A 22,301-nucleotide genomic window follows, 5' to 3' on the forward strand; every position below is an offset into this window, starting at 1 on the left:
TTTCCCCTAGTTGAGTGGGACGGTAAAATGAAAAAAACCTTTCCAAGTCCAAAAAATGGTCAGGGAAAGGTTGTGCGTTCTTCCTTTACCCTCTTATCGTTCGAAGTGTTTACTTCGCTTCAGGAGAGCACCTTTTCCCTCATTAATATGTGAATTAATGTAGGACGGTTGCCGGGTTTCTTCGGGCCTTGTTCCCTCCACCTGCTCAGAATAAGAGTATCCGTTACGAATTACATGATATAAAGTTGTAACTACTCTGTCAAGCAAGGTTTCAAATTCTAGTCGAAACTTTTTGAAAGAGATGTTAAACTGTTAATGCTGAAAGCGTTTCCAGATAAATAGAAATCAGCACTAGAAAATGATTGCTCTCTCTTTAGTATGTCATATATAATAAATGTGTCATACTAAATACAGTGAGCCAAAACCAACGTAGGGGAAAGGTGGGGTCAGGATGCCGATGACGGTCCTGAATATCGAAGAACTACTCAAGAAAGAGCATGTGTTCAAACAACTATCTGTTGCTGAACTTGTCGAACATGCGATTCGAAACGAAGAAGGTGTCCTTGCTGAGAACGGCGCATTATCTGTAGAAACGGGGAAATTTACAGGTCGTTCACCAAAAGATAAGTTCATCGTCCGTGATTCTTCCTGCGAGTCTCACATTGATTGGGGTCATGTCAACCAACCAATGGATGGAGACAAATTTGAACAATTGTTGCAAAAGGTTCTTCGTTACATGAACGAAGCTGATCATCTCTACTACACAGAAGCTGCTGCTGGAGCAGATACGCACTTCACCCTTCCGGTCCGTGTGCTCACACAATATGCTTGGCATAACCTGTTTGCCAAACAACTCTTTTTACGCGAGTATCCTGAAGTGGCTGCCTTCGAACCGTTCACGGTCGTCTACGCGCCACATTTCAAAGCAGATCCTGCCGTTGACGGAACGAACTCCGAGACGTTCATCGCGATGTCGTTCGAACACCGAATCGTCTTGATTGGTGGAACGGAATACGCTGGAGAAATCAAAAAGTCGATCTTTTCCGTCATGAACTACCTCTTGCCACAAGAAAACGTCCTTTCGATGCACTGCTCGGCAAACGTCGGACACGAAGGCGACGTCGCCTTGTTCTTCGGTCTATCTGGTACTGGTAAGACCACCCTTTCAGCCGATGATAGCCGTCAATTGATCGGTGACGATGAGCATGGTTGGTCGCACGATGGTGTCTTCAACATCGAAGGCGGATGTTACGCGAAGACGGTCAATCTATCGCGTGAAAAAGAACCGCAAATCTTTGACGCGATCCGTTTCGGAACCGTCCTTGAGAACGTCGTACTCAACGAAGCCCGTCATCCTGATTACGATGATACATCGTTGACGGAAAATACGCGTGCTGCTTATCCGATTACGGCAATCGATAACATCGCTGTTCCGTCACGCGCTGGTCATCCGAAGACGATTGTCTTCTTGACAGCTGATGCGTACGGCGTCTTGCCTCCGATCAGCAAATTGACGAAAGAACAAGCGATGTATCACTTCCTATCAGGATATACATCAAAACTCGCTGGAACAGAACGTGGGGTCACGGAACCAGAAGCGACCTTCTCGACGTGCTTCGGTTCACCATTCCTTCCACTGATGCCTGAAAAGTATGCGACGATGCTCGGCGAATTGATTGATCGTCATGGTGTTACCGTTTATCTCGTCAACACGGGCTGGACAGGCGGTGCTTACGGAACAGGTAGCCGCATGAAGCTATCTTATACACGGACGATGGTCAACGCTGCCGTTAACGGCACACTTGCAACGATTCCAACAGAAGAACACCCGATCTTTGGACTTCATATGCCGCTCGAAGTTCCTGGTGTTCCAAGTGAGTTACTCAACCCGGTACGCGTCTGGTCGAATCCGGACGAATACGACACACAAGCGCGTTCGCTTGCTGAGAAATTCCAGAACAATTTCCTTCGTTTCGAGAGTGCGACGGATGCGATCAAGTCAGCTGGTCCGCGCCTATAAAGTAGAGTTTTCTGACTTGCATCAAAAAGATAGACACCGAATTTACATCAAGTAACTAAAAAATCTGAGTCCGGTCTTCACGGACTCAGATTTTTTAGTTACTCCTTAATCCTTAGAAATTCTTCCTATTAGGCGATTCGAGACGAATAAAAACGTGTAATCCTACTCAGTTAAGAGAATGATTACACGTCGTCTTATGTCTAGAAAAAAGTCTTCAAACTCTTTTTTAGTTATATGATTGAGTCTGACTCTTCTTGAATATGTTTTTCTCGCTGCATGAGCCACTCTTGACTTTCCGTCAGTAATGCATAGGCTCGCGGAAGTGATACATTTAAACGCTGACTCAGCAGTTCAAACTGATCAAAATCACCTCGATCTGCACTAATCGCAAGCACTAAACAATCCCGAAACGGATGATCCTTTCCTTGTAGAACAATCTTCAGAGAATCTTCGAGTGGCAATTGATCGATGATATCGTCAATATCAACAGATAATAACGCATCGATGTGCGATAACAAGCCAATCATGTAAGCACTCTCCGGTTGTAGTGTTCGGGTTTCGGTAGCAAAGAGTTCACAGAGCTTCGCACAGTGTAAAGAGGACCGTAATAACTCATTTGACCACTCATAAGGACTAGCAAGCTTCATCTCACGTAAAACAATCAACGAAATCCAACTTTTGAGTTGCGAAAAGCCAAGCAGTGAAATCGCTTGACGAACGGAACTGACGGTATTGCGTAAACCCATTCCTGGAGAATTGATCAGCTGTAACACTTGAATACTAATATAGGGATTCGCTTCAATCTCATCAACGACCTCATCGTACTTTTCATCCGTATCGAGCCATTTCAACATTTTTAACAAAACCGGTAGTTGCGGTGGGACCGCCTTTCCTTTCATCAACATCGGTTTAGCATAAAAATATCCCTGAAACCAGTCATATCCCATGTCAAGACACCGTGTATGATCTTCGTGCGTTTCGACACGCTCAGCCAACATTCGGATATGAGGATAATTGCGACGAACAATATGGAGGATAGCACTTTGCTCGCGAGGGGAAATCGTCTCGATGTCGATTTTAATTAAATCGATCAACTCAAACAATTCCGCTCCATGCTGTCGGAGTAAATCCGTCACAAAATCATCGAGTGCTAACGTAAAGCCCGCGTCTTTCCAACTATGTAGAACAGACAGCATCTCTGTATCGATCTCAACTGTTTCTAGAATTTCAATGACGAATTGGCTTGGATCCAAATAATGAATCAAGTCACTTTTCAACAGCTCTGCCGTGAAATTAACAAATAGCTTCTTGCCTTCTGCTACATGATCTACTCCCATATGAACAAGTGTATTCGTCAAAACATCCATCGTCGCTAAATCACCATCAAACACACTGATTTGTTCAATCGAACGATACAATAGTTCAAATGCATCAATCGAACCTACTCGATTAACGATGGGTTGACGTGCTAATAAGATATCCATCGTTCTCATGCCCCCTCTATTCTTCTCTGATGTCATCTATTATATCAAAGTTTACTTTTTAGGAGATTATTGTTTTTTACAACATATCAATGTTCTTATTTTTTAATTCTATGCCATTTTCCGTAACACAAAAAAACAGCACGACATTGGTCGTACTGCTTGAACTATCACCTTTCATCCGGATTCCATATACCAGTCTCAAACCAATTCAACACATTCCGCGTCACACGCAACTTGTCATGAATCGGAAATTGATGGGCATAGGCATAAGTCTGAAGCATCGTTTTTTCGGAATAACGTGCGGCATAAGCCGTCGCGTGGCGTAAACGAACGTTCTCATCATACGCACCGTGAATCAATAACACTTCACCTTGAGGTTCGACATGGAGCGGCGAGCGAACCGCGTATTCATCAGGAACCGTATCTGGTGTACCTCCCGTGTATCGCCGCAGCATCTTTTGCATCGTCTTCTGCTCTTCATACGTCCACGTCAACTCCGTCACCCCTGCCCAGGAAACCGTTCGAGCGACTGGACGGTGATGCGCAAGGAGCAGTGCCATCTGTCCACCACGTGAAAATCCAAATGCGTGAACATGCGAAACACGTTGCTGTAACCAGTCAAAGGCGCTGCAGGCGTCTTCGATATCGTGATGTCCAAAGTCTTCTTTTCCCGTGCCGCCTAGATTCCCTCGATAGAAAGGTGCCATGACAAAAAAGCCTGCCTGTGCGAACGCGAGCAATCGAGTCGGTCGGACCATTCCGATCGAACGCGTTCCACCACGCAAGTAGAGAATTCCCTGACCGTTCGCAACTTGCGGGAGTACGATATAGGCACCGACCCGTTCTCCATCCGCTGTGGTATAAAACATCCGAAACGTCCGAAACGGACCTTGCCGCGGAAGTTCAAACCAATCGGCGTTCGCTAAGTACACGGAGCGTCTCCGGAAGGACACGGTCCTTCATCATGAAACTGTATTGTCGATTCGTATCGAGACGTTCAGGGAGTTCCTCGAATAGAAAAGCACCGTCCGTTTCATCCACGGCAAGATGAGACGACAATGATCCGATTTGCGCGAAGTAGATGTTTTTGATGATCGTATCGCCTTTTCCGGCAACCCGATACTGCCCGACATATGAGAGGGAATCGATTTCCCCACCTGTCTCTTCCATCACTTCACGACGTGCAGCTTCTTCCGCCGTTTCCCCTGGTTCAACCTTTCCACCAGGAAATTCATAACCACGTTGCTTATGATGGGTCAGCAACCATTTTCCTTCGTACACGGCAATGACCCATACGTGCAAGGGACGATCCGAGAACGGATGGTCATCAAAACTTAACTCCACTTGATTTTGATAATAATCCAAGAATGTAATCACGTACGTGCACCTCATTTCTTCTTCTAACTTCACTTTACCTGTTTCACGGGTATTCTAAAAGTGAAAACGCTAGGATTACCTGTAAATCTGGAAAATGATAGCCTACTATCATCCGCTAAAGACAAAAAAACAGCCGATGTTCCACTAGGGAACGATCGACTGTCGTTTCATATTACTTCAAACGTGCTTCGAGTTCTGCTTTTTCTGCTTCGAATCCTGGTTTCCCAAGAAGAGCGAACATGTTTTTCTTGTACGCTTCGACGCCTGGCTGATCAAATGGGTTCACTCCGAGGAGGTAACCACTCATCGCACAAGCTTTTTCGAAGAAGTAGAACAGGAATCCGAGGTGATACGGTGTCATCTCTGGAAGTTCGACTGTCAAGTTCGGTACTTGTCCGTCCGTGTGCGCAAGCAACGTACCTTCTGCTGCTTTATCGTTGACGAATTGAATCGACTTCCCTGCAAGGAAGTTCAATCCATCGAGATCCTGAGCATCTTCTTCGATCGTCAATGCATGACGTGCTTGACCGACTTTGATGACTGTCTCGAACAGGTCACGACGACCTTCTTGGACGTATTGTCCCATCGAGTGAAGATCCGTCGAGAAGTCGACTGCTGCTGGGAAGATTCCTTTGAAGTCTTTTCCTTCTGACTCGCCGTATAATTGTTTCCACCACTCTGACACATAATGAAGTGCTGGTTCGTAGTTGACGAGAAGCTCGATCGTCTTCCCTTTCGCATAGAGCGCATTTCGAACGACCGCGTATTGATACGCTTCGTTGTCAGCTAGGTTTTCGCTCGCGTAGCGCTCTTGCGCGTCACGGGCACCTTGCATCAACTCTTCGATTGAAATACCAGCTGCTGCGATCGGTAATAGACCAACCGGTGTCAACACAGAGAAACGGCCGCCGACATCATCCGGAATGACGAATGTCTCGTATCCTTCAGAGTCTGCGAGTGTTTTTAATGCACCACGCGCTTTATCCGTCGTTGCATAAATCCGGTGTTTGGCTTCTGCTTTACCGTATTTCTCTTCCATGAACGATTTCAAGAGACGGAACGAAATTGCTGGTTCTGTCGTCGTACCCGATTTCGAGATGATGTTGACCGATACATCTTTTCCTTCGAGGACTTCGAATAAATCGTGCAGATACGTCGATGAGATATTATGACCTGCATAGATGATTTGTGGTGCTTTGCGATCTTCTTTTGATAACAAGTTATGGAATGAGTGTCCGAGCATCTCGATCGCAGCGCGCGCTCCGAGATACGAACCGCCGATTCCGACGACTAACAACACATCAGAATCCGACTTGATTTTTTCTGCAGACGCTTGGATGCGTGCAAATTCCGCTTGATCGTAATTCGTCGGAAGATCTACCCATCCTAAGAAATCACTTCCTGCACCTGTTCCTGCATGAATCGCATGGTGAAGCGTCTTTACCGTTTCCGCCATATGATCTACTTCATGTTGACCTACGAATTGTAGGGCTTTCGAATAATCAAAACGTACTGTTGACATGCCATCGTCCTCCTTATTCATTCGCAACGAAATGCGACCTTCCTTTTCATTAAAACGCAAGAAGGAAGGTCGTTCAAGTCTTTTGTGAAATGAGTAGCAAATGTTACAGATTGTTATAGGGCAGCTGTCACGATTTGACGAACGTCTTCGTTTCCAAGTGATTTGAAGTTTCCGAAGTCGCCGCGTGTCATTGCTGACTTGACGATTGCGTCAACTGTATCTTCTTTGATGTCGTAATCAGCGAGACGATTCGGTGCACCGAGTGATGTCCAGAAAGCACTGATTGCGTCGATTGTCGCGTGTGCTGCTTCCATCTCTGATTTACCTTCCGTATCAACGTTAAAGACGTTCTCACCGAGTGTGACGAAACGATGTGCGTTTGATTCGTCGAGTACGTGGCGCATCCAGTTCGGGAAGAGGATCGCAAGTCCACCTGCGTGCGGGATATCGTGAACAGCTGAAACCGCGTGCTCGATATTGTGTGATGCCCAGTCGCCACGTGCGCCCATTTGAAGGACACCGTTGAGCGCCATCGTACCAGCGAAGAGAATCGTGCCACGAAGTTCAACGTTCTCGAGATCGTTGACGAGTTTCGGTGCTGCTTCGACGACTGCTTTCATGACACCTTCTGTCATCCGTTCTTGGACCGGCGCATGCGCAGGGTGGAAGTATTGCTCGAGGCAGTGGCTCATCATATCGACGATACCGTAGATTGTTTGATCTTTTGGCACACTGACTGTGTACTTCGGATCAAGGATTGAGAATGTTGGGAACGTAAGCGGGCTTCCCCAACCGTATTTCTCTTGTGTCTTCCAGTTCGTGATGACGGATCCTGAGTTCATCTCAGAACCTGTTGCTGCAAGCGTCAAGACTGTTCCGAATGGAATGACTGTCTCTGGTGTTGCTTTGCCGATGACGAGATCCCATGCTTCGCCTTCATAAGGAATACCAGCAGCAATCAATTTCGTGCAGTCGATGACAGAACCGCCACCGAGTGCAAGCAATGCGTCAACACCTGCTTCACGTGCGATTTTGATACCGCGCTCTGCTGTCTCGATACGCGGGTTCGGTTCGACACCGTCGCATTCGACGTACTCGATTCCTGCCGCGTTGAGTTCACGTGTGACATCATCATAGACGCCATTACGTTTAATACTGCCGCCACCGAAGACGAGCATGACTTTCTTTGCACCGAGTGCTTCGAGTTGTGGTTTCAGTTGGCTGACTTGACCGTCACCAAAAATAAGTCTTGTTGGATTGCGATATTCAAAGTTTTCCATCTGTGTTGCCTCCTCAATAAGTAATGAACACCTTACATTATCCACACATTCCCCTTTCGCATCTAATTTAATGCTTATTCTATGTAAAAATCGCATAAAAAAAGAGAACCGACCGATGTCGATTCTCTCATGTGGCTTATTTTTGGAAGTTTGATTTTTCAATCCATTCTTCCAATTTACCTTTAAGAACGTTGAATCCAGGTGCTTCTTCTTGTTTGAAAGCAGGACCTGCATCGCGACGTCCAGCGTTTTTGCGTGGACCTTTCGCGCGTGCTTCACGTTTTGGAGCTTCCTGAGTTGCTTTGATCGAAAGCTTCATTTTTTTGTTAGCTTCGTCGATGTCGAGAACTTTAACAGTTACTTCATCGCCAACTTTTACGTAATCGTTGATGTCTTTTACGTAATCGTGTGAGATTTCTGAGATGTGGACGAGACCTTGTGTTTGCTCGTCAAGTGCTACGAAAGCACCGAAGTTTTGAATACCAGTTACTTTACCAGTAACGACTTGGTCTTTTTCAAAGTTTGCCATAATGTATACACTCCCTAACTAAATTCATCAACTTATAATAACACACTTTTCTTGTATCGTAAAAAATATTTTTGGAATTTGTTTATTTTTTATTTCACGAGGGAACATTTTAGTAGCAAGACTTCAAGTATTCCCCCTGATTCTGCCGAACTTTCCGAGTTCGGCCCTTTTTTTGTTCTTTTGTTGAATTGACCTAAGTGACAAAGAAAAGTAATGCTTGAAACGAGAAAGACGAAAGACAGATAAGACTATCAAATAAAACGGACAGTCTCGGTCTGCTCGCTTTCCGCGGACAAGCCCTCATGCCGCTTTAGATGCGTCGCATCTTCCAGGGTCATGATGACTTGTTTTTCCGCAGGAGTCGAGCAGAACCTCGCCTGTCCTAGCGTAAAGGAAATATAGAGTAGAAGCAATCATCAATTGATCTATTTATTACTTACAGATCGTCGAATCCATTCGCATCGGTTACTTTCGCATACGAACGTGATTTTTGTTCGAAGAAGTCCGATTTCGTCGCGTTCATCGAATCATCTGAATACGCACGAATCCATGGCATGACGTCTTCGTCGTGCCCTTCATAGAGATCCGACAAACCGATGACGCGAAGGCGTTTGTTTGCGAGATATTTAACGTAATCACGCATTTCACTGACATCAAGACCGTCTAGATCACGCAAGACATATTCGCTCCACTCGATTTCAAGATCGACGGCACGCTTGAACGTGTCGTAGACGAATTGTGTGAAGGAGCCATCGGCATCAATTTCTGGATGCTCCGACAGGACAGCACGTAACAATTGACTGATGAAGTACGAGTGTTGTAATTCATCCCGTTGAATGTAGCTGATCATCGTCGATGTTCCGACCATCTTTTGATGACGTGCTAAGTTATAGAAGAAAGCAAAGCCAGAATAGAAATTGATCCCTTCAAGAACGATCGAAGCAACGAGCGATTTCGCGAAGTTCTCTGGAGTCCGGTCATTTTGGAAATCTTCATATAAATCAAGGATGAATGCATTACGCTTCATGACCATATCATCGTCTTTCGCGATATCGAAAATCCGGTTTTGTTCAGCCAATGGAACCAAGCTGGATAAGACGTAGCTGTACGATTGATTATGAACGACTTCCTGTTGCGCAACGATCGCAAGAATCGCGTGAACCGATGAATCCGATGTGAACATTGCCGATTCCAAGATATAACGTGTCTGAACCGAGTCAAGGATCGAGAGTAGCCCGATGATTCGTTTAAAGGCATCCTGTTCCCGTTCGCTCAATTGATTCCACTGCTGCATATCCTTCGACATCGAGATCTCATCTGGGATCCAGAAGTTCGATAACAGTTGTTTGTAGATCGAATAAAACTGTGGATACGCAATATCGTTCCAGTTGACGATGGCACTCGTTTCGCCACCGATGATCGCTGTCGCGCGATTCGGATGACGTGCATCAAGCAGTTTGATTTTTTGTAGCTGTTCCATGTGCTTCGACTCCTTCTTGCTGTAATTGAAGAATGGTCCGTTTCGTCCATTCCTTGACGAGATGCGGGCGATTGCGTGGTGACTGCTCGATTTTCAATAGTTCGCCGGCAAGTGGCACCCCGAATTTCGAGAGATGATACGCCATCTCATCAACGGCGCGACAATATTTGACGAACATCTTGTCCCCTGTTCCAAAAACAGCTGCCTGCGGAATCGCATGCGAACTCTCCTTCAGAACGGTTCTAAGACAATCGCGCATATCGTCGGGTAGTTGCCCATCCCCCCACGTATACGAACCAAAATAGACGATATCATAAGGCATTAACTGATACGTCGTCACTTCGTCCGCAAACAACATCGTCGGCTCGATTCCCATCTCAGAACACGTCTTCGCGACGAGTTCTGCTACCTCCTCCGTGTTTCCACTCAATGACGCGTATACGATTGCTGCCTTCATGATATCGTCCTCCTTATCTTATGATGAACACGATTCACATTCGTCGATTTCAACCGTCGTCGAACGCGTGTAGTAGATCGTCTTCATCCCGAGTTGCCATGCTTCCATGTGCATCTCGAGTAACTCTTTCGCCTTGACGTTATTTTTCACGTACAAATTGAAACTGATCGCTTGGTCGATGTGACGCTGACGCGAAGCATTTTGACGAATGCTCCATAGCTGGTCAATCTCAAACGCTGATTTATAGAACCAGTTCGTTTCCGGTGTTAAATCTGGAACAGTGACTGGAATCTTATAGTTTTTCTTCTCTTCCGAGTAGACTTTTTTGTAGATTGGATCAATCGATGCCGTACTACCCGCAATGATCGCCGTCGATGAGTTCGGTGCGACTGCCATCAAGTAAGCATTACGCATTCCGTACGCCGTGATGTCCGCTTGGAGACGATCCCAATCGAGTTCATCCGTCGTTTTATAGTGGCGACGTTTGATGTACTCTCCTGTTTGCCATTCCGAACCTTCGAAGAGACGGTACGCGCCCTTCTCTTTCGCAAGTTGCATCGACGCATCGATCGTCAAATAAGCGATCTTCTCGTAGAGACGGTCTGCGTATTGTACCGCTTCGACCGATTCCCAACGGATGCCTTCGAGTGCGAGTAGATGGTGCCAACCGAACGTCCCAAGACCAACGGCACGGTATTTTTGATTCGTCAATTGTGCTTGCGGGACATCGATCGTATTCAAGTCGATGACGTTATCAAGCATCCGCATTTGAATCGGAATCAATCGCTCTAAGACGTCAGAACGAACTGCACGTGCAAGTGCGATCGATGACAAGTTACAGACGACGAAGTCCCCTGGTGTCTTCGTGACGATGATCTTACCGTCTTCCGTGTACTCTTCCGTCACGGTCGTCGGGCTCATGTTCTGCATGATTTCCGAGCACAGGTTTGACGAGTAGATCATGCCTGCATGTTTATTCGGATTCGCACGGTTAACGGCGTCACGGAAGAACATGTATGGCGTTCCTGTCTCAAGTTGCGAACGCATGTAGCGTTTGACGAGATCGATTGCCGGAACTGTTTTTTTGCTGAGACGCGGTTCGTTGACACACGCTTCGTATCGTTCCGTGAAGCTGCCCCCTTGTTCCGTCTCATCAAAGTAATCTTCAAGGCTGAAGCCCATAACGGTACGAATTTCATGTGGGTCAAACAAATGCCAGTCTTCTCGTGCTTCGACGGCACGCATGAAACGGTCTGGTAAGTTAACACCTGTGAACAAGTCGTGTGTCCGAAGTCGCTCATCCCCATTGTTGAGCTTCGCGTCCAGGAATTCGAGGATATCTTTATGCCAGATGTCGAGGTACACCGCGATCGATCCTTGGCGCATACCGAGCTGATCGACGCTGACTGCCGTGTTGTTCAATTGTTTCATCCACGGGATGACACCGCTTGAGACACCTTTGAAGCCTTTGATGTCTGAGCCGCGTGAGCGAATCTTACCCATGTAGACGCCGATTCCGCCGCCACCTTTAGAAAGTGTCGCCACGTCCGTGTTCGAGTCGTAGATGCCGCGTAGCGAATCATCGACTGTATCGATGAAACATGAAGAAAGTTGACCGTAAGACTTACCAGCATTCGAAAGCGTCGGAGTCGCAACTGTCATGTAGAGATTCGACAATGCCCAGTAAGACTCTTTGACGAGTTCTAAACGACGTTCTTTCGGTTCGTTTTGCATCAGTGTCATCGCGATGACCATGAATCGTTCTTGTGGTAGCTCGTACAAGTTTTTGACGTGATCACGTGCGAGGTACCGGTCTGCCAGTGTTCGAAGACCAATGTATGTGAACAAGTGGTCGCGGGATGGATCGATCGTTGCCGACAGTTCGTTGATGTCTTCCTTCGAATACGCATCTAGTAAATGTTTCGTGAAGATGCCGATCTCTGTCAGTTTTTCAATCAGCGTATACAGCGAACCATACCGTTCTTCTGCTGCATATCCGCGATTTTCACCTGCTTCAAGGTATAACCGATTTAAGTAAGTCGCTGTCGCTACGAATGTCCAGTTCGGCTCTTCTGCCTTTAACATATCGAGTGCGTGCATCGTTAACAGTTCATAGACTTGATCGGCTTGTAGGGATTTTCCTTCAAGCGCTCGGATGGCACGTTCAGTATAGCGGTCGATATCAAGCTCCGGATACGTTTCCGTTGCTTGTCTAATCACGACATATACGTCTTCTATTGTCATTGCACCTTTAAAGATGCGTGCTGTATTCAGTGGAGATGCCACTATGAACCACTCCCATTCTCTATCGTTAAACAGGTTCGCATTAGACGATGAAATACGCTAAACTAAAAAAAGACGTCCTACATATAGAAGGAACTCTACAACTCTCACTCTATATATAGACGTTTTTAGCGTTTTTAAACCTGTTAATCTACAAGATATAGGTTATCATTGAAATTCAAAAAAATAACCCCTTGCTTTGAAATTCAGGTAAAACAATTTGAAAAAGGCATCATGACGCCTTTTGAGATATATTGAGATAGCGAGTAAAATGCATTATAAGGTCAAGTGAACCGTTAAAACAAAGATGGTCCATTTCTCCTACTAGAAGAAAAATATTCTCTTCGAATTTTCTGATATACTGAACGTATCGATCTTCCGTCTATCAGGAAGAAGGATTCCATCCATCTATCACGAAAAGACGGCATATACGTATGTACGTTGAAAGGAGCTTACCTCATGCAAGTCGATTACACACCAAATCCGAATTCCGTCAAAATCACGCTCGAAGAACAGCGCTTCGGTGCTAAAAGTACGAGTGTCAAAAAAGAAGATACACCTGAAGATGCGTTGCTCGCATCACTGATCGCCCTTGATGGCATCGACAATCTATTCGCTTACGGCGACTTCGTGACGGTTACGAAAGAACCAGAAGCAGAATGGAACGAACTGTTACCACGCATTGAAGCAAACATGTAAAAAACAAGAAGACACCTGTTCCTGGACAGGTGTCTTTGTTCAAGGAGCGATCACTGATGCCAACCGTATCCATCATCATTCCGACGTATAATCGTCCTCGTGAATTAGCAGAAGCGCTAGAAGCATTGACGCGTCAACACTATCAAGACTTCGAAGTCATCGTCTTAAACAATAATGGAGACGATGTCTCAGCAGTGACGGCTGCCTATCAGGACCGTCTTCAACTGACCTATGTCGCGTTACCTGAAAACCATCATGTTCGTGCTCGAAATCATGGTGTCACGCTCGCTTCCGGTCGGTATATCTTACTTCATGACGACGACGACCTCTTATTACCGAGTCACCTCGAAGAAGCGGTCGGCGATCTCGAAGCTGGTGCTGATCTCACCTATACGGACGCGGAGCTCTTTACGTATCGCTGGGAAGGCGATCACCGGATCGCACTTGATTCTGAGCCGTTCGCATATCCGTACGATCCGGAGACGATTCGAGAAGACTCGACATATATTCCGTCCGGGTCGCTCTACCGTAAATCGCTCCACGATCAACTTGGTCTGTTTGACGAAGACGTCTTCAACTACTGGGACTGGGACTGGATTTTACGCGTCGGCAAGGATCATTTAATACTGCACCCGGCGCGCGCGACCGTCTTATATGCTTTCAATCCATCAGGTAATCATGAATCCGCACGTCAGGATGCAGCGCGACGCGTCTTTTTTGAACGCCTCGTTGAAAAACACCAACTTCCGACAAATGAAATGAAGAACTTCCATATCGTCCAGGCTGAGCGACGCGAACGATTGCGCCAGACCCGCCGTACCTTCAATGGTCAATTGACAGAAAGTGAGTGATCCCATGTACACCGAAAAACAACTCGAATTATTAGCATTATTAACACAAAATGGTCCGATGGACTTGGACTTGCTTGCGCAAATGCTCGACTGGGAAGCGTCAGAAGTAGCCGCTTCGATCGAGACATTCAAACGCGACGGTGTCCTACTCGGTTACACTGCTGTCATCGACTGGCAAAAGATTCATGCCCATCATGGCGTGACGGCTTTCATCGATGTCAAAGTCACACCGAAACGTGGACGCGGTTTTGACGAGGTAGCGGAGCGGATCCATCGTTTCCCGGAAGTGACGTCCCTCTATTTGATGTCAGGCGCATATGACTTACAAGTCGTCCTTGATGGCAAATCGCTACAAGAAGTCTCTCAATTCGTCTCGGAAAAATTATCGACGCTCGACTCCGTCATCTCGACGACGACCCATTTCCGCTTGAAGACCTACAAGCACGATGGTGTCCTCTTCAGTCAGGATGATGACGACAAACGATTGAAGGTGTCTCCATGAAGTCTCTATCTGAACGTGTCGAACAGTTAGCCCCATCCGGCATCCGTCGTTTCTTTGATTTAGCAGGATCGATGGAAGACGTCATCTCCCTTGGTGTCGGCGAACCTGATTTCGTCACGCCATGGAATGTTCGCGAAGCGAGCTTCGCAGCACTCGAACAAGGCTATACAGCGTATAGTGCCAACGCCGGTTTACTAGAACTACGTCAAGAAATTGCAACTTACATGCAAGAAAAATTCGCTATCTCCTATTCAACGACGGAAGAGATCATCGTCACGACCGGTGCCTCAGAAGGACTTGATCTCGCCTTTCGTAGTTTGATCAATCCAGGAGATGAAGTCATCGTTGTTGAACCGGCATTCGTTTCGTATGCTCCCTTGATCGAACTCGCTGGAGGCATTCCCGTCGCTGCTGCGTGTCACGCAGAAAATGGTTTTGCGATTCAACCGGAAACGATCGAACATTTGCTAACAGATAAGACGAAAGCGATCATTTTCTGTTTCCCATCGAATCCGACAGGCTCGACGATGTCGCGTGATCAATTAGCGGACCTAGCGTTACTCGTCCAAAAGCATGATCTATACGTCATCAGTGACGAGATCTACGCGGAACTGTCCTACGAAACGGAAGCAATCTGCTTCGCGACCCTTCCCGGTATGCGGGAGCGGACGATCATCATCAACGGCTTCTCGAAAGCCTTCGCGATGACAGGCTGGCGGCTTGGTTTCACTTGCGCCCCACCTGCGATCACGCAATCGATGCTGAAGGTCCATCAATACGGCATGATGTGTGCCCCGACACTCGTTCAATTCGCGGGCATTGAAGCACTGCGTTCTCGTCATAAGACGGTCCCTGACATGGTGACGAGTTATCGGCAACGCCGGAACTACTTCGTTAAGGCGCTAAACGATGCGGGTCTTCCGACACACTTACCAGGTGGCGCTTTCTATGCCTTTCCGTACATCGGTCATACCGGACTGACGAGTGAACAGTTTGCTGAGCAACTGCTACTCGCTGAGCGCGTCGCCGTCGTTCCAGGATCCGTCTTCGGAGCAAGCGGTGAAGGTTATGTCCGGGCAAGTTATGCAAGTTCGATTGAACAACTCCAAGAAGCGATCGCTCGGATTCAGCGCTTCATGAAAAAATGGCAGACTCAAGATGAGGCAGCATCGTCTCATTCACACTAAAAAATGATCCGCCTTGCTCAAAGGAGCAGGCGGATCATTTTTTAGTCTACATAGAGAACGAGAAACATCCGATGGTCGTCTTCCGCATGATACGGCGAGATCGGACCGAGTTGTGGCGCAAAGACTTCTAAGCGATACGGTGAATCCTTGAAGTCAAGCGGTGTCCGCTCTTTGATCAAGCGTCCCATTTCGTCCGCTAGTTCTTTCACTTCAATCAAACTACGCGAGCGTTCCATCGGTGCTTCGAAGACGAATGCCTCGATCCCCTCAATCGACGCACATCGGAGGAAACGCCGGAGTGACGGCAATGCTGCTTCCATGTTATCCTCGATCGTTTGGTTCTCCTCATACACAGGGGCTCCCCAGAGGCGTGCCTCGCTTCCTGTCGCACTTCGGAAATGATCAATCGTCTCTTCCGTGATGGGATCACGCGTCAACGCGAAGCGTGTTTTATCCCGCTTCAGATTCTTTTCATTCGTCCGGTCGATTTCTGTCAGTAAATCCAATTGAAGTGGTCGTGCTAACCGAAACAGTTCGCGTTGCAGACGTGCTAAGGAATGACCAATCGGAACAATTGTGTCTTTCGCTTTCGGAGGTTTATCCCCTTCATAACCGTTCATGACACGTGCGATTTGTCCGGCCTCATAAACGAGTCGATAAAACGAACCGTCCTGATCATCATTTACTGTACCGAGCGTCTCATGCTGTGCTTCAAGATTCGTCACGTATTGATTTGCAAGACAGGTCGAGATCATCAAGACGTCGACCAGCTCCAAGCGAAGGGCTTCTAAATCATTTTGTTCCAGTGCTTCTCCGACTTCGCCGACCTCTTCCGTCAAGCGTGCGAGACCAGACAATGGTCGAAAATAACCGCCGAGTGAGCGAATCGTCGCATCAACCTTTTGTTGTAGTGTCTTCATCTGTTCCATCTGTCTGACCCTCCACGATTGCTTGGCGTACGTGCCTTTCTGTCTCTTGTTTGACGCGTTGTGCATACGCCTGATTTTTCTTCCATTCCCGGATTCCGACAGATGTCGCAGCAATCAACGTAGCAATTAGTCCGATTTCTCTTTTACGCATCGAGATCTCCTCCTTTTGAATGACTCGTAATCTACCTAAACATGATATGATGATATCAATAAATTCTACATAATCCAGTAAGAGGTGTTGCTTGTGTCGACTGAACGTCTTTGGCAAATGGCCCGGTTCCTGACGGTGATCTTCGCCTTCTTAATTGGTGGATGGTTACTCATCCGCCTCTCGTCCATCTTATATCCGTTTGTCTTTGCGTTTCTGCTTGCCCTTTTCAGCCGTCCGCTCGTCGATTTCTTCCAAAAGCGGTTACGGATCAATCGTGGATGGGGTGCGTTGCTATCGATCATTTTGATCAGTGGCTTATTAGTTGGTTCGCTCGCCTTGATCATCATGCAGTTGATTCGCGGTCTTGTATTTGTCGCCAACCAATTACCGGCGCAAATCCAAGAGTTGAGCCTGTATTTTCAAAAGCTGTACAATGAAAAACTGGCACCCATCTGGAACGATGCTTCCGAAGCCTTACGCTCACTAGAGCCATCGCAACAAAATACGGTTCAAAACAGTATCCAATCTCTCGGTAGTTCACTTGCGAGTGCGATTGGCGAAGGATCAAAAAGTATCGCCATGATGCTACAGACGGTCCTTGCGACATTGCCATCGATTGCATTGATTTTCGTCATTGTCTTACTTGCTTGGTTTTTCATCGCAAAAGATTGGCACCAGTACGAGATGCGATTGAAGCGCTATGAGATGCTTCCTTGGTTCGCTCGTTTCGAGTCGGTCTTCCTGAGCTTACGATCTGCCTTATTCGGCTATCTCAAAGCGCAACTCACGTTGATCACGATCACGTTCTTCATCGTTTTGATCGGTTTGTTCATCATTGGTGTCGAGCATCCGTTCGCAGTTGCTTTTATCGCTGCCTTTTTTGATATCTTGCCGTATCTTGGCACCGGTTCCGTCTTCCTGCCTTGGATTGCCTATTCAATCATCACGGGCGATACGACACTTGCGATTGGACTCGGGATTCTATACGCTCTCGTCATTCTGCAGCGTAACATCATGGAACCGAAAATCGTCGGCGATAATATCGGGATTCAACCAATCACGGCGTTGATTGCGCTGTTCGTCGGGATCAAATTCTTTGGGGTCTTCGGACTGATTCTCGGACCATTGATCGCTGTCATCCTAAAAGCACTCTACAACGCCCAGATTTTTCATTATATTTGGGACTTCGTCAAAGGATCACCCACACCATTTCGGTGAGGGTGATTTTTTTGGTACAGCTGCATATAACGGATATCCTTCCGGATCCACCGGTCGACTCGCCGGCAAGTAATCACACGGAAAACGGGCGCCCGTCGCAAGCAGACAAGCGTCAAGCCAATCATCGATTGCAACATGCGACTGACGCTGTTCCCATAACGGTGGACAATCCAAACGCTCGAGCAATTCAATCCGTTCCGTAATGCCTTCGGTCGTCTTCTTTGAAAAACGTGCCGGATGACCGGCGAGTCGTGCGAAACAAACTTCCGGATGGGCTTCAATCATCTCCGTTCGATATACGCTGCGAACTTCTCTGATTTTCGGTAATAGATACCACGCTTGTTTTGAAAGCCCGATCCCCGCATGTTGTTTCGCTAAATCATTTGCTTCCATATAGCTAGAAGCTGTCAGCGCACTGAGGAACGGGGCATTGAAGACACTGCTCGTTCGCCCAGGGCGTAATTCCTGTCGCAACAACTGATCCGTTTCGCGTCGTCCTTCCGTTAAACCAATCGGCATATCAACCCAAATCCGGTCAGCTCTAGGAATATTTGCAAGTGTCGGTTCGACGAATCCCGTATAACGACCACTTTCGTACATAACGACGACCCACCCCGCCTTTGCCGCATCAATCCCGATGACGTGCATTCGTCTTCTCCCGGAAAGAACGCAGTAGTGATAAGACGGTGAAGATACCGATGAACGTCGCGAGACCGAGCGATAGACGGTCGCGCGCATCCATATACCAGACGACGGCAAGAATCGTCAACAAGACGCCGAGTAGATTCCAACGTCTCATTTTTCTTGCTCGACGAACCGGTACAGACTACGGACCATGACGCCCGTTGCTCCTTTTGGACCAATCTCAGACGCTTGATTCTGTTCCGATGTTCCCGCGATATCGAGGTGCAACCAAGGTGTGTCACCGACGAATTCCCCGACGAACGCACCACCGAAGATCATATGTCCCATGCGTCCCGGTGAATTGTTCAAGTCTGCGACTTCCGAACGGCGGACTTGTTTAATGAACGCATCGACATACGGCATTTGCCAGACCATCTCATTCGTCTCTTTCGTCACCTGTTCAAAGCGTTCGTAAAGTGACGCATCGTTTGTCAACGCACCTGTGATTTCTGTTCCAAGCGCGACAAGGACACCACCTGTCAACGTTGCGAGATCGATGATCGCTTTAGGTTGATATTCTTTGACGTACGTGACTGCGTCAGCAAGGACAAGCCGTCCTTCCGCATCCGTGTTCAGGACTTCAATCGTTTTTCCTGCCATCGACGTGATGACGTCATCCGGCTTGAAGGCATCCCCGGAAATCATGTTGTCGGTTGCTGGAATGACACCGATGACGTGAACATCTGGCTTCAGTTGACCGAGTGCTTCGAACAGACCAAGAACGGCTGCTGCGCCTCCCATGTCGCCTTTCATTCCGACGATCCCGTCTTTCGGTTTGATGGAATAACCACCTGTATCGAACGTGACACCTTTTCCGACGACCGCGATCGGTGCTTCTGCTGATCCTTTATATTCAAGGACGATCAATTTCGGTGGAATGACGGATCCTTGGTTAACGGCAAGCAAGGCGCCCATCCCGAGTGCTTCCATCTCTTCCTTATCGATGATTCGGAGATCATGTCCATGACGTTCGGCGATGAAGCGTGCTTCATCCGCAAGCGCTGGCGCCGTCAAAAGATTCCCAGGCATCGTTACGAGACGACGCGCCAAGTTCGTTGCTTCGCCTAAGACCGTACCACGACGCACGGCTTCATCTTCAGAAGGTAAGACCGTCAGTTGTAACGTATATGCTTTCGAAGGCGACGTCTTATAATGTTTGACCTCATATGTAGCGAGGGTGAATGTCTCGGCAATCAGTTCGACCGGTTGCCCTGGGAATGTTGTTGCGTCAACTGTGACATGTTCTAAGCGACGTGCTTTGACATGTTGTGCCGCTTTCCCGAGCAAGCGGCGTAAATCGTCTTGCGAGAGCTGATCAACTTTCCCGAGTCCAACGAACAGTACACGTGCGACGTCGCCCGCTAACGTTGGCAATAGACGTAGTTCTCCTCGTTTCGTTGAAATATCGCCTTGACGAACCCACTCTTCTAGTTTGTCACCATACAGTGCTTGTAACCGTTCATCGAGCGGTTGATTTCCAGAAATCCCGACAACGAGTACATCTACGGATTGATTCGTTTGCATATAAAACTCCCCCTTTGACTAGTATCTATTAGTATGAAGTGTTTTCAGTCATTTTCCAACTGATAGCCTCTCGACTTACCGCAAACGCTTTCACTACTTCTGTTCGACAATTTGTCGAAATGCTTGGTTTCAAACAATTGTTGCCCGTTTCACAATATGATAGGATTATACAGGTGAAATGTTGAGACACTTCAAGAAACGATGCGTTTGCTGTTCCGGGAAATGTCTACGTTTTCATTCAAGGGAGAGTGCGCAGAAGGCTCGTTAAGAGAGAGGCGTTTATGGGTATCTATAGATAGCTAAGAAACGAAGTCGTCGCGTTAAAAAAACTTACTGAAAAGAGGGTAATGCACATGGCACAACATATCAAGGGAATTGGCGCTTCTGCAGGGATCGCGATTGCAAAAGCATTCGTGATGGAAACACCGGTCTTTGAGATTCCATCGCACAAAATCGAGGATGCAGCTGCGGAAAAAGAACGTTTCCAAGCAGCGATCGCAAAATCGAAGACAGAACTCGAAGTCATTCGTGAAAATACCTTACAAGAATTAGGTCCAGATAAAGCGGAGATCTTCTCGGCTCACCTTCTCATCTTAGAAGATCCGGAAATCGTCAGTCAGGTGAACGCAAAAATCGAGGACGAGCAAGCAAATGCTGCAAAAGCACTCGATGAAGTCGCAAACATGATGGTCATGATTTTCGAATCGATGGATAACGAATACATGCGCGAACGTGCAGCAGACGTTCGTGACGTCACAAAACGGACGATGGCTCACCTTCTCGGTATCACGTTCGTCACTCCAGCTCAAATCAATGAAGAAGTCATCATCATCGCTGAAGACTTGACTCCTTCGGATACAGCTCAATTGAACCGTAAATATGCTAAAGGTTTCGCAACGAACATTGGTGGCCGGACATCGCACTCTGCCATCATGTCACGTTCACTCGAAATCCCAGCAGTCGTCGGAACAAAAGTTGTTTTAACGGACGTGAAACACGGCGATCTTCTCATCCTTGACGGTGCAGAAGGTGACGTCATCGTCAACCCAAGCGAAGAGCAAGTGGCTGAGTATGAAGCAAAACGCGCAGCATACATCGCACAAAAAGAAGAGTGGAAAAAACTCAAGAACGAAAAAACAATGACAGCTGACGGTCATCACGTCGAGCTCGCTGCAAACATCGGTACACCAAACGATGTCAAAGGCGTTTTGGATAACGGTGCAGAAGCAGTCGGTCTCTACCGTACGGAATTCCTCTACATGGATGCAGAGACGTTCCCAACGGAAGACGAGCAGTTCACAGCTTACAAAACGGTTCTCGAGTCAATGGGCGATAAAAAAGTCGTCATCCGGACACTGGATATCGGTGGCGATAAAGAATTGTCGTACCTTGATCTCCCACACGAGATGAACCCGTTCCTCGGTTACCGTGCGATCCGTCTCTGCCTTGACCAAACAGACTTGTTCCGTACACAATTGCGCGCACTTCTTCGTGCAAGTGCATACGGTAAACTCGCTGTCATGTTCCCGATGATCGCAACGATCGAAGAGTTCCGTGCTGCAAAAGCACTTCTCCTTGAAGAGAAAGCAAACCTTCAAGCTGAAGGCGTTACGGTATCGGAAGACATCGAAGTCGGTATGATGGTTGAAATCCCAGCAACAGCAGTCATGGCTCGTCAGTTCGCAAAAGAAGTCGACTTCTTCTCTGTTGGAACGAACGATTTGATTCAATACACGATGGCGGCAGACCGGATGAACGAAAAAGTATCATACCTGTACCAACCGTTCAACCCAGCGATCTTGAACCTCTTGAACAACGTAATCACTGAAGCACACAAAGCAGGCAAATGGGTCGGCATGTGTGGTGAGATGGCAGGAGAAGAATTGGCACTCCCAATCCTTCTTGGTCTTGGTCTCGATGAATTCTCAATGTCAGCATCATCTGTTCTTCGCGCTCGTAGCTTGATGACACGTCTCAACAAGTCAGAATGTGAAGCAATCGTTGAGCAAGTGCTTGATATGGATACAGCAGAAGAAGTCGTCGACTTCCTCAGCACGACTTTCGACATCAAAAAATAAGTTCTGTCAGACGAATCTGGAACAATCCAGGTTCGTCTTTTTTTGT

At 47.2% G+C, this 22,301-nt stretch carries 21 protein-coding genes and 1 riboswitch; of the genes, 7 read left to right on the forward strand and 14 right to left on the reverse strand.

From position 1 onward, the window contains the following. Positions 1 to 90: 90 nt before the first annotated feature. Positions 91 to 217: riboswitch (SAM riboswitch) on the reverse strand. Between the two features lie 234 nt (positions 218 to 451). Then, positions 452 to 2,020, forward strand: a complete 1,569-nt coding sequence (gene pckA, locus ASF99_RS11430; protein WP_193748193.1) for a phosphoenolpyruvate carboxykinase (ATP) — start codon at positions 452 to 454, stop codon at positions 2,018 to 2,020. 230 nt (positions 2,021 to 2,250) lie between these two features. On the opposite strand, the gene ASF99_RS11435 is transcribed toward pckA, so the two are convergent. The 9 genes from ASF99_RS11435 to ASF99_RS11475 all read right to left on the reverse strand — a co-directional run bounded on the left by ASF99_RS11435 (position 2,251) and on the right by ASF99_RS11475 (position 12,435). Beyond that, complete coding sequence (locus ASF99_RS11435) at positions 2,251 to 3,504, reverse strand: EAL and HDOD domain-containing protein (RefSeq protein ID WP_035396409.1); 1,254 nt, start codon at positions 3,502 to 3,504, stop codon at positions 2,251 to 2,253. A gap of 167 nt (positions 3,505 to 3,671) precedes the next feature. Then, the gene (locus ASF99_RS11440) at positions 3,672 to 4,436 is read right to left on the reverse strand and encodes an alpha/beta hydrolase family protein (RefSeq protein ID WP_023469111.1); all 765 of its coding nucleotides are present in this window, start codon (positions 4,434 to 4,436) and stop codon (positions 3,672 to 3,674) included. Further along, positions 4,408 to 4,881, reverse strand: coding sequence for an RNA deprotection pyrophosphohydrolase (ytkD, locus tag ASF99_RS11445; RefSeq protein ID WP_023469112.1), 474 nt, complete (start codon positions 4,879 to 4,881; stop codon positions 4,408 to 4,410). The genes ASF99_RS11440 and ytkD overlap by 29 nt, the downstream gene beginning before the upstream one ends. A gap of 172 nt (positions 4,882 to 5,053) precedes the next feature. Continuing rightward, positions 5,054 to 6,403, reverse strand: a complete 1,350-nt coding sequence (locus ASF99_RS11450; RefSeq protein WP_023469113.1) for a glucose-6-phosphate isomerase — start codon at positions 6,401 to 6,403, stop codon at positions 5,054 to 5,056. 113 nt (positions 6,404 to 6,516) lie between these two features. Continuing rightward, positions 6,517 to 7,683: an iron-containing alcohol dehydrogenase gene (locus ASF99_RS11455; protein ID WP_023469114.1), complete on the reverse strand. Its 1,167-nt coding sequence runs from the start codon at positions 7,681 to 7,683 to the stop codon at positions 6,517 to 6,519. A 136-nt stretch (positions 7,684 to 7,819) separates the two neighbouring features. Next, the gene (yugI, locus tag ASF99_RS11460) at positions 7,820 to 8,212 is read right to left on the reverse strand and encodes a S1 domain-containing post-transcriptional regulator GSP13 (RefSeq protein ID WP_012371159.1); all 393 of its coding nucleotides are present in this window, start codon (positions 8,210 to 8,212) and stop codon (positions 7,820 to 7,822) included. A gap of 436 nt (positions 8,213 to 8,648) precedes the next feature. Then, complete coding sequence (locus ASF99_RS11465; protein ID WP_023469115.1) at positions 8,649 to 9,692, reverse strand: ribonucleotide-diphosphate reductase subunit beta; 1,044 nt, start codon at positions 9,690 to 9,692, stop codon at positions 8,649 to 8,651. Continuing rightward, a complete protein-coding gene (locus tag ASF99_RS11470) occupies positions 9,661 to 10,149 on the reverse strand; it encodes a flavodoxin domain-containing protein (protein WP_023469116.1) in 489 nt (162 codons plus the stop codon). The genes ASF99_RS11465 and ASF99_RS11470 overlap by 32 nt, the downstream gene beginning before the upstream one ends. 18 nt (positions 10,150 to 10,167) lie before the next feature. Then, a complete protein-coding gene (locus tag ASF99_RS11475) occupies positions 10,168 to 12,435 on the reverse strand; it encodes a ribonucleoside-diphosphate reductase subunit alpha (RefSeq protein WP_023469117.1) in 2,268 nt (755 codons plus the stop codon). Positions 12,436 to 12,891: 456 nt separating this feature from the next. On the opposite strand from ASF99_RS11475, the gene ASF99_RS11480 reads away from it, so the two are divergent. The 4 genes from ASF99_RS11480 to ASF99_RS11495 are packed head-to-tail and all read left to right on the forward strand — an operon-like array spanning position 12,892 to position 15,671. Beyond that, positions 12,892 to 13,131 (forward strand): NifU N-terminal domain-containing protein, encoded by a 240-nt coding sequence (locus ASF99_RS11480; protein ID WP_023469118.1) that lies wholly within the window; start codon positions 12,892 to 12,894, stop codon positions 13,129 to 13,131. A gap of 56 nt (positions 13,132 to 13,187) precedes the next feature. Then, entirely contained in the window at positions 13,188 to 13,982 is a 795-nt protein-coding gene (locus ASF99_RS11485; protein WP_035396406.1) for a glycosyltransferase family 2 protein, read from the forward strand. A gap of 4 nt (positions 13,983 to 13,986) precedes the next feature. Beyond that, entirely contained in the window at positions 13,987 to 14,484 is a 498-nt protein-coding gene (locus ASF99_RS11490; protein WP_023469120.1) for an Lrp/AsnC family transcriptional regulator, read from the forward strand. Next, complete coding sequence (locus ASF99_RS11495; RefSeq protein WP_055968823.1) at positions 14,481 to 15,671, forward strand: aminotransferase; 1,191 nt, start codon at positions 14,481 to 14,483, stop codon at positions 15,669 to 15,671. Before ASF99_RS11490 ends, ASF99_RS11495 begins: the two co-directional genes overlap by 4 nt. A 41-nt stretch (positions 15,672 to 15,712) precedes the next feature. On the opposite strand, the gene ASF99_RS11500 is transcribed toward ASF99_RS11495, so the two are convergent. Beyond that, entirely contained in the window at positions 15,713 to 16,600 is an 888-nt protein-coding gene (locus ASF99_RS11500; protein ID WP_235515937.1) for a MazG nucleotide pyrophosphohydrolase domain-containing protein, read from the reverse strand. Further along, positions 16,566 to 16,751: a hypothetical protein gene (locus tag ASF99_RS11505; protein WP_035396401.1), complete on the reverse strand. Its 186-nt coding sequence runs from the start codon at positions 16,749 to 16,751 to the stop codon at positions 16,566 to 16,568. Before ASF99_RS11505 ends, ASF99_RS11500 begins: the two co-directional genes overlap by 35 nt. A 93-nt stretch (positions 16,752 to 16,844) precedes the next feature. On the opposite strand from ASF99_RS11505, the gene ytvI reads away from it, so the two are divergent. Next, entirely contained in the window at positions 16,845 to 17,969 is a 1,125-nt protein-coding gene (gene ytvI, locus ASF99_RS11510) for a sporulation integral membrane protein YtvI (protein ID WP_035396400.1), read from the forward strand. Here the strand turns inward: ytvI and ASF99_RS11515 are convergent. From ASF99_RS11515 to ASF99_RS11520, 3 genes are read right to left on the reverse strand one after another with little or no spacing between them, the layout of a single operon-like run. Continuing rightward, the gene (locus ASF99_RS11515; protein ID WP_055968828.1) at positions 17,949 to 18,617 is read right to left on the reverse strand and encodes a DUF429 domain-containing protein; all 669 of its coding nucleotides are present in this window, start codon (positions 18,615 to 18,617) and stop codon (positions 17,949 to 17,951) included. The genes ytvI and ASF99_RS11515 overlap by 21 nt on opposite strands. Then, positions 18,598 to 18,768, reverse strand: coding sequence for a hypothetical protein (locus ASF99_RS17280; RefSeq protein ID WP_156323189.1), 171 nt, complete (start codon positions 18,766 to 18,768; stop codon positions 18,598 to 18,600). Before ASF99_RS17280 ends, ASF99_RS11515 begins: the two co-directional genes overlap by 20 nt. Beyond that, positions 18,765 to 20,177: a leucyl aminopeptidase gene (locus ASF99_RS11520; protein WP_055968830.1), complete on the reverse strand. Its 1,413-nt coding sequence runs from the start codon at positions 20,175 to 20,177 to the stop codon at positions 18,765 to 18,767. Before ASF99_RS11520 ends, ASF99_RS17280 begins: the two co-directional genes overlap by 4 nt. A 353-nt stretch (positions 20,178 to 20,530) precedes the next feature. Between ASF99_RS11520 and ptsP the strand changes: the two genes are divergently transcribed. Then, on the forward strand, positions 20,531 to 22,255 hold the full coding sequence (ptsP, locus tag ASF99_RS11525; protein ID WP_023469128.1) for a phosphoenolpyruvate--protein phosphotransferase: 1,725 nt from the start codon (positions 20,531 to 20,533) through the stop codon (positions 22,253 to 22,255). Positions 22,256 to 22,301: the final 46 nt, after the last annotated feature.

The sequence above is a fragment of the Exiguobacterium sp. Leaf187 genome, from assembly GCF_001423925.1.
Classification (GTDB): domain Bacteria; phylum Bacillota; class Bacilli; order Exiguobacteriales; family Exiguobacteriaceae; genus Exiguobacterium_A; species Exiguobacterium_A indicum.

What these genes read in the sequence shown, in the direction of transcription:
- yugI (WP_012371159.1), bottom strand. Translation starts at nt 8,212, where the DNA reads ATGGCAAACTTTGAAAAAGACCAAGTCGTTACTGGTAAAGTAACTGGT.
- ASF99_RS11455 (WP_023469114.1), bottom strand. Translation starts at nt 7,683, where the DNA reads ATGGAAAACTTTGAATATCGCAATCCAACAAGACTTATTTTTGGTGAC.
- ASF99_RS11450 (WP_023469113.1), bottom strand. Translation starts at nt 6,403, where the DNA reads ATGTCAACAGTACGTTTTGATTATTCGAAAGCCCTACAATTCGTAGGT.
- ASF99_RS11480 (WP_023469118.1), top strand. Translation starts at nt 12,892, where the DNA reads ATGCAAGTCGATTACACACCAAATCCGAATTCCGTCAAAATCACGCTC.
- ASF99_RS11490 (WP_023469120.1), top strand. Translation starts at nt 13,987, where the DNA reads ATGTACACCGAAAAACAACTCGAATTATTAGCATTATTAACACAAAAT.
- ASF99_RS11505 (WP_035396401.1), bottom strand. Translation starts at nt 16,751, where the DNA reads ATGCGTAAAAGAGAAATCGGACTAATTGCTACGTTGATTGCTGCGACA.
- ASF99_RS11485 (WP_035396406.1), top strand. Translation starts at nt 13,188, where the DNA reads ATGCCAACCGTATCCATCATCATTCCGACGTATAATCGTCCTCGTGAA.
- ptsP (WP_023469128.1), top strand. Translation starts at nt 20,531, where the DNA reads ATGGCACAACATATCAAGGGAATTGGCGCTTCTGCAGGGATCGCGATT.
- pckA (WP_193748193.1), top strand. Translation starts at nt 452, where the DNA reads ATGCCGATGACGGTCCTGAATATCGAAGAACTACTCAAGAAAGAGCAT.
- ASF99_RS11495 (WP_055968823.1), top strand. Translation starts at nt 14,481, where the DNA reads ATGAAGTCTCTATCTGAACGTGTCGAACAGTTAGCCCCATCCGGCATC.
- ASF99_RS11470 (WP_023469116.1), bottom strand. Translation starts at nt 10,149, where the DNA reads ATGAAGGCAGCAATCGTATACGCGTCATTGAGTGGAAACACGGAGGAG.
- ASF99_RS11435 (WP_035396409.1), bottom strand. Translation starts at nt 3,504, where the DNA reads ATGGATATCTTATTAGCACGTCAACCCATCGTTAATCGAGTAGGTTCG.
- ASF99_RS11520 (WP_055968830.1), bottom strand. Translation starts at nt 20,177, where the DNA reads ATGCAAACGAATCAATCCGTAGATGTACTCGTTGTCGGGATTTCTGGA.
- ASF99_RS17280 (WP_156323189.1), bottom strand. Translation starts at nt 18,768, where the DNA reads ATGAGACGTTGGAATCTACTCGGCGTCTTGTTGACGATTCTTGCCGTC.
- ASF99_RS11500 (WP_235515937.1), bottom strand. Translation starts at nt 16,600, where the DNA reads ATGGAACAGATGAAGACACTACAACAAAAGGTTGATGCGACGATTCGC.
- ASF99_RS11465 (WP_023469115.1), bottom strand. Translation starts at nt 9,692, where the DNA reads ATGGAACAGCTACAAAAAATCAAACTGCTTGATGCACGTCATCCGAAT.
- ASF99_RS11515 (WP_055968828.1), bottom strand. Translation starts at nt 18,617, where the DNA reads ATGCACGTCATCGGGATTGATGCGGCAAAGGCGGGGTGGGTCGTCGTT.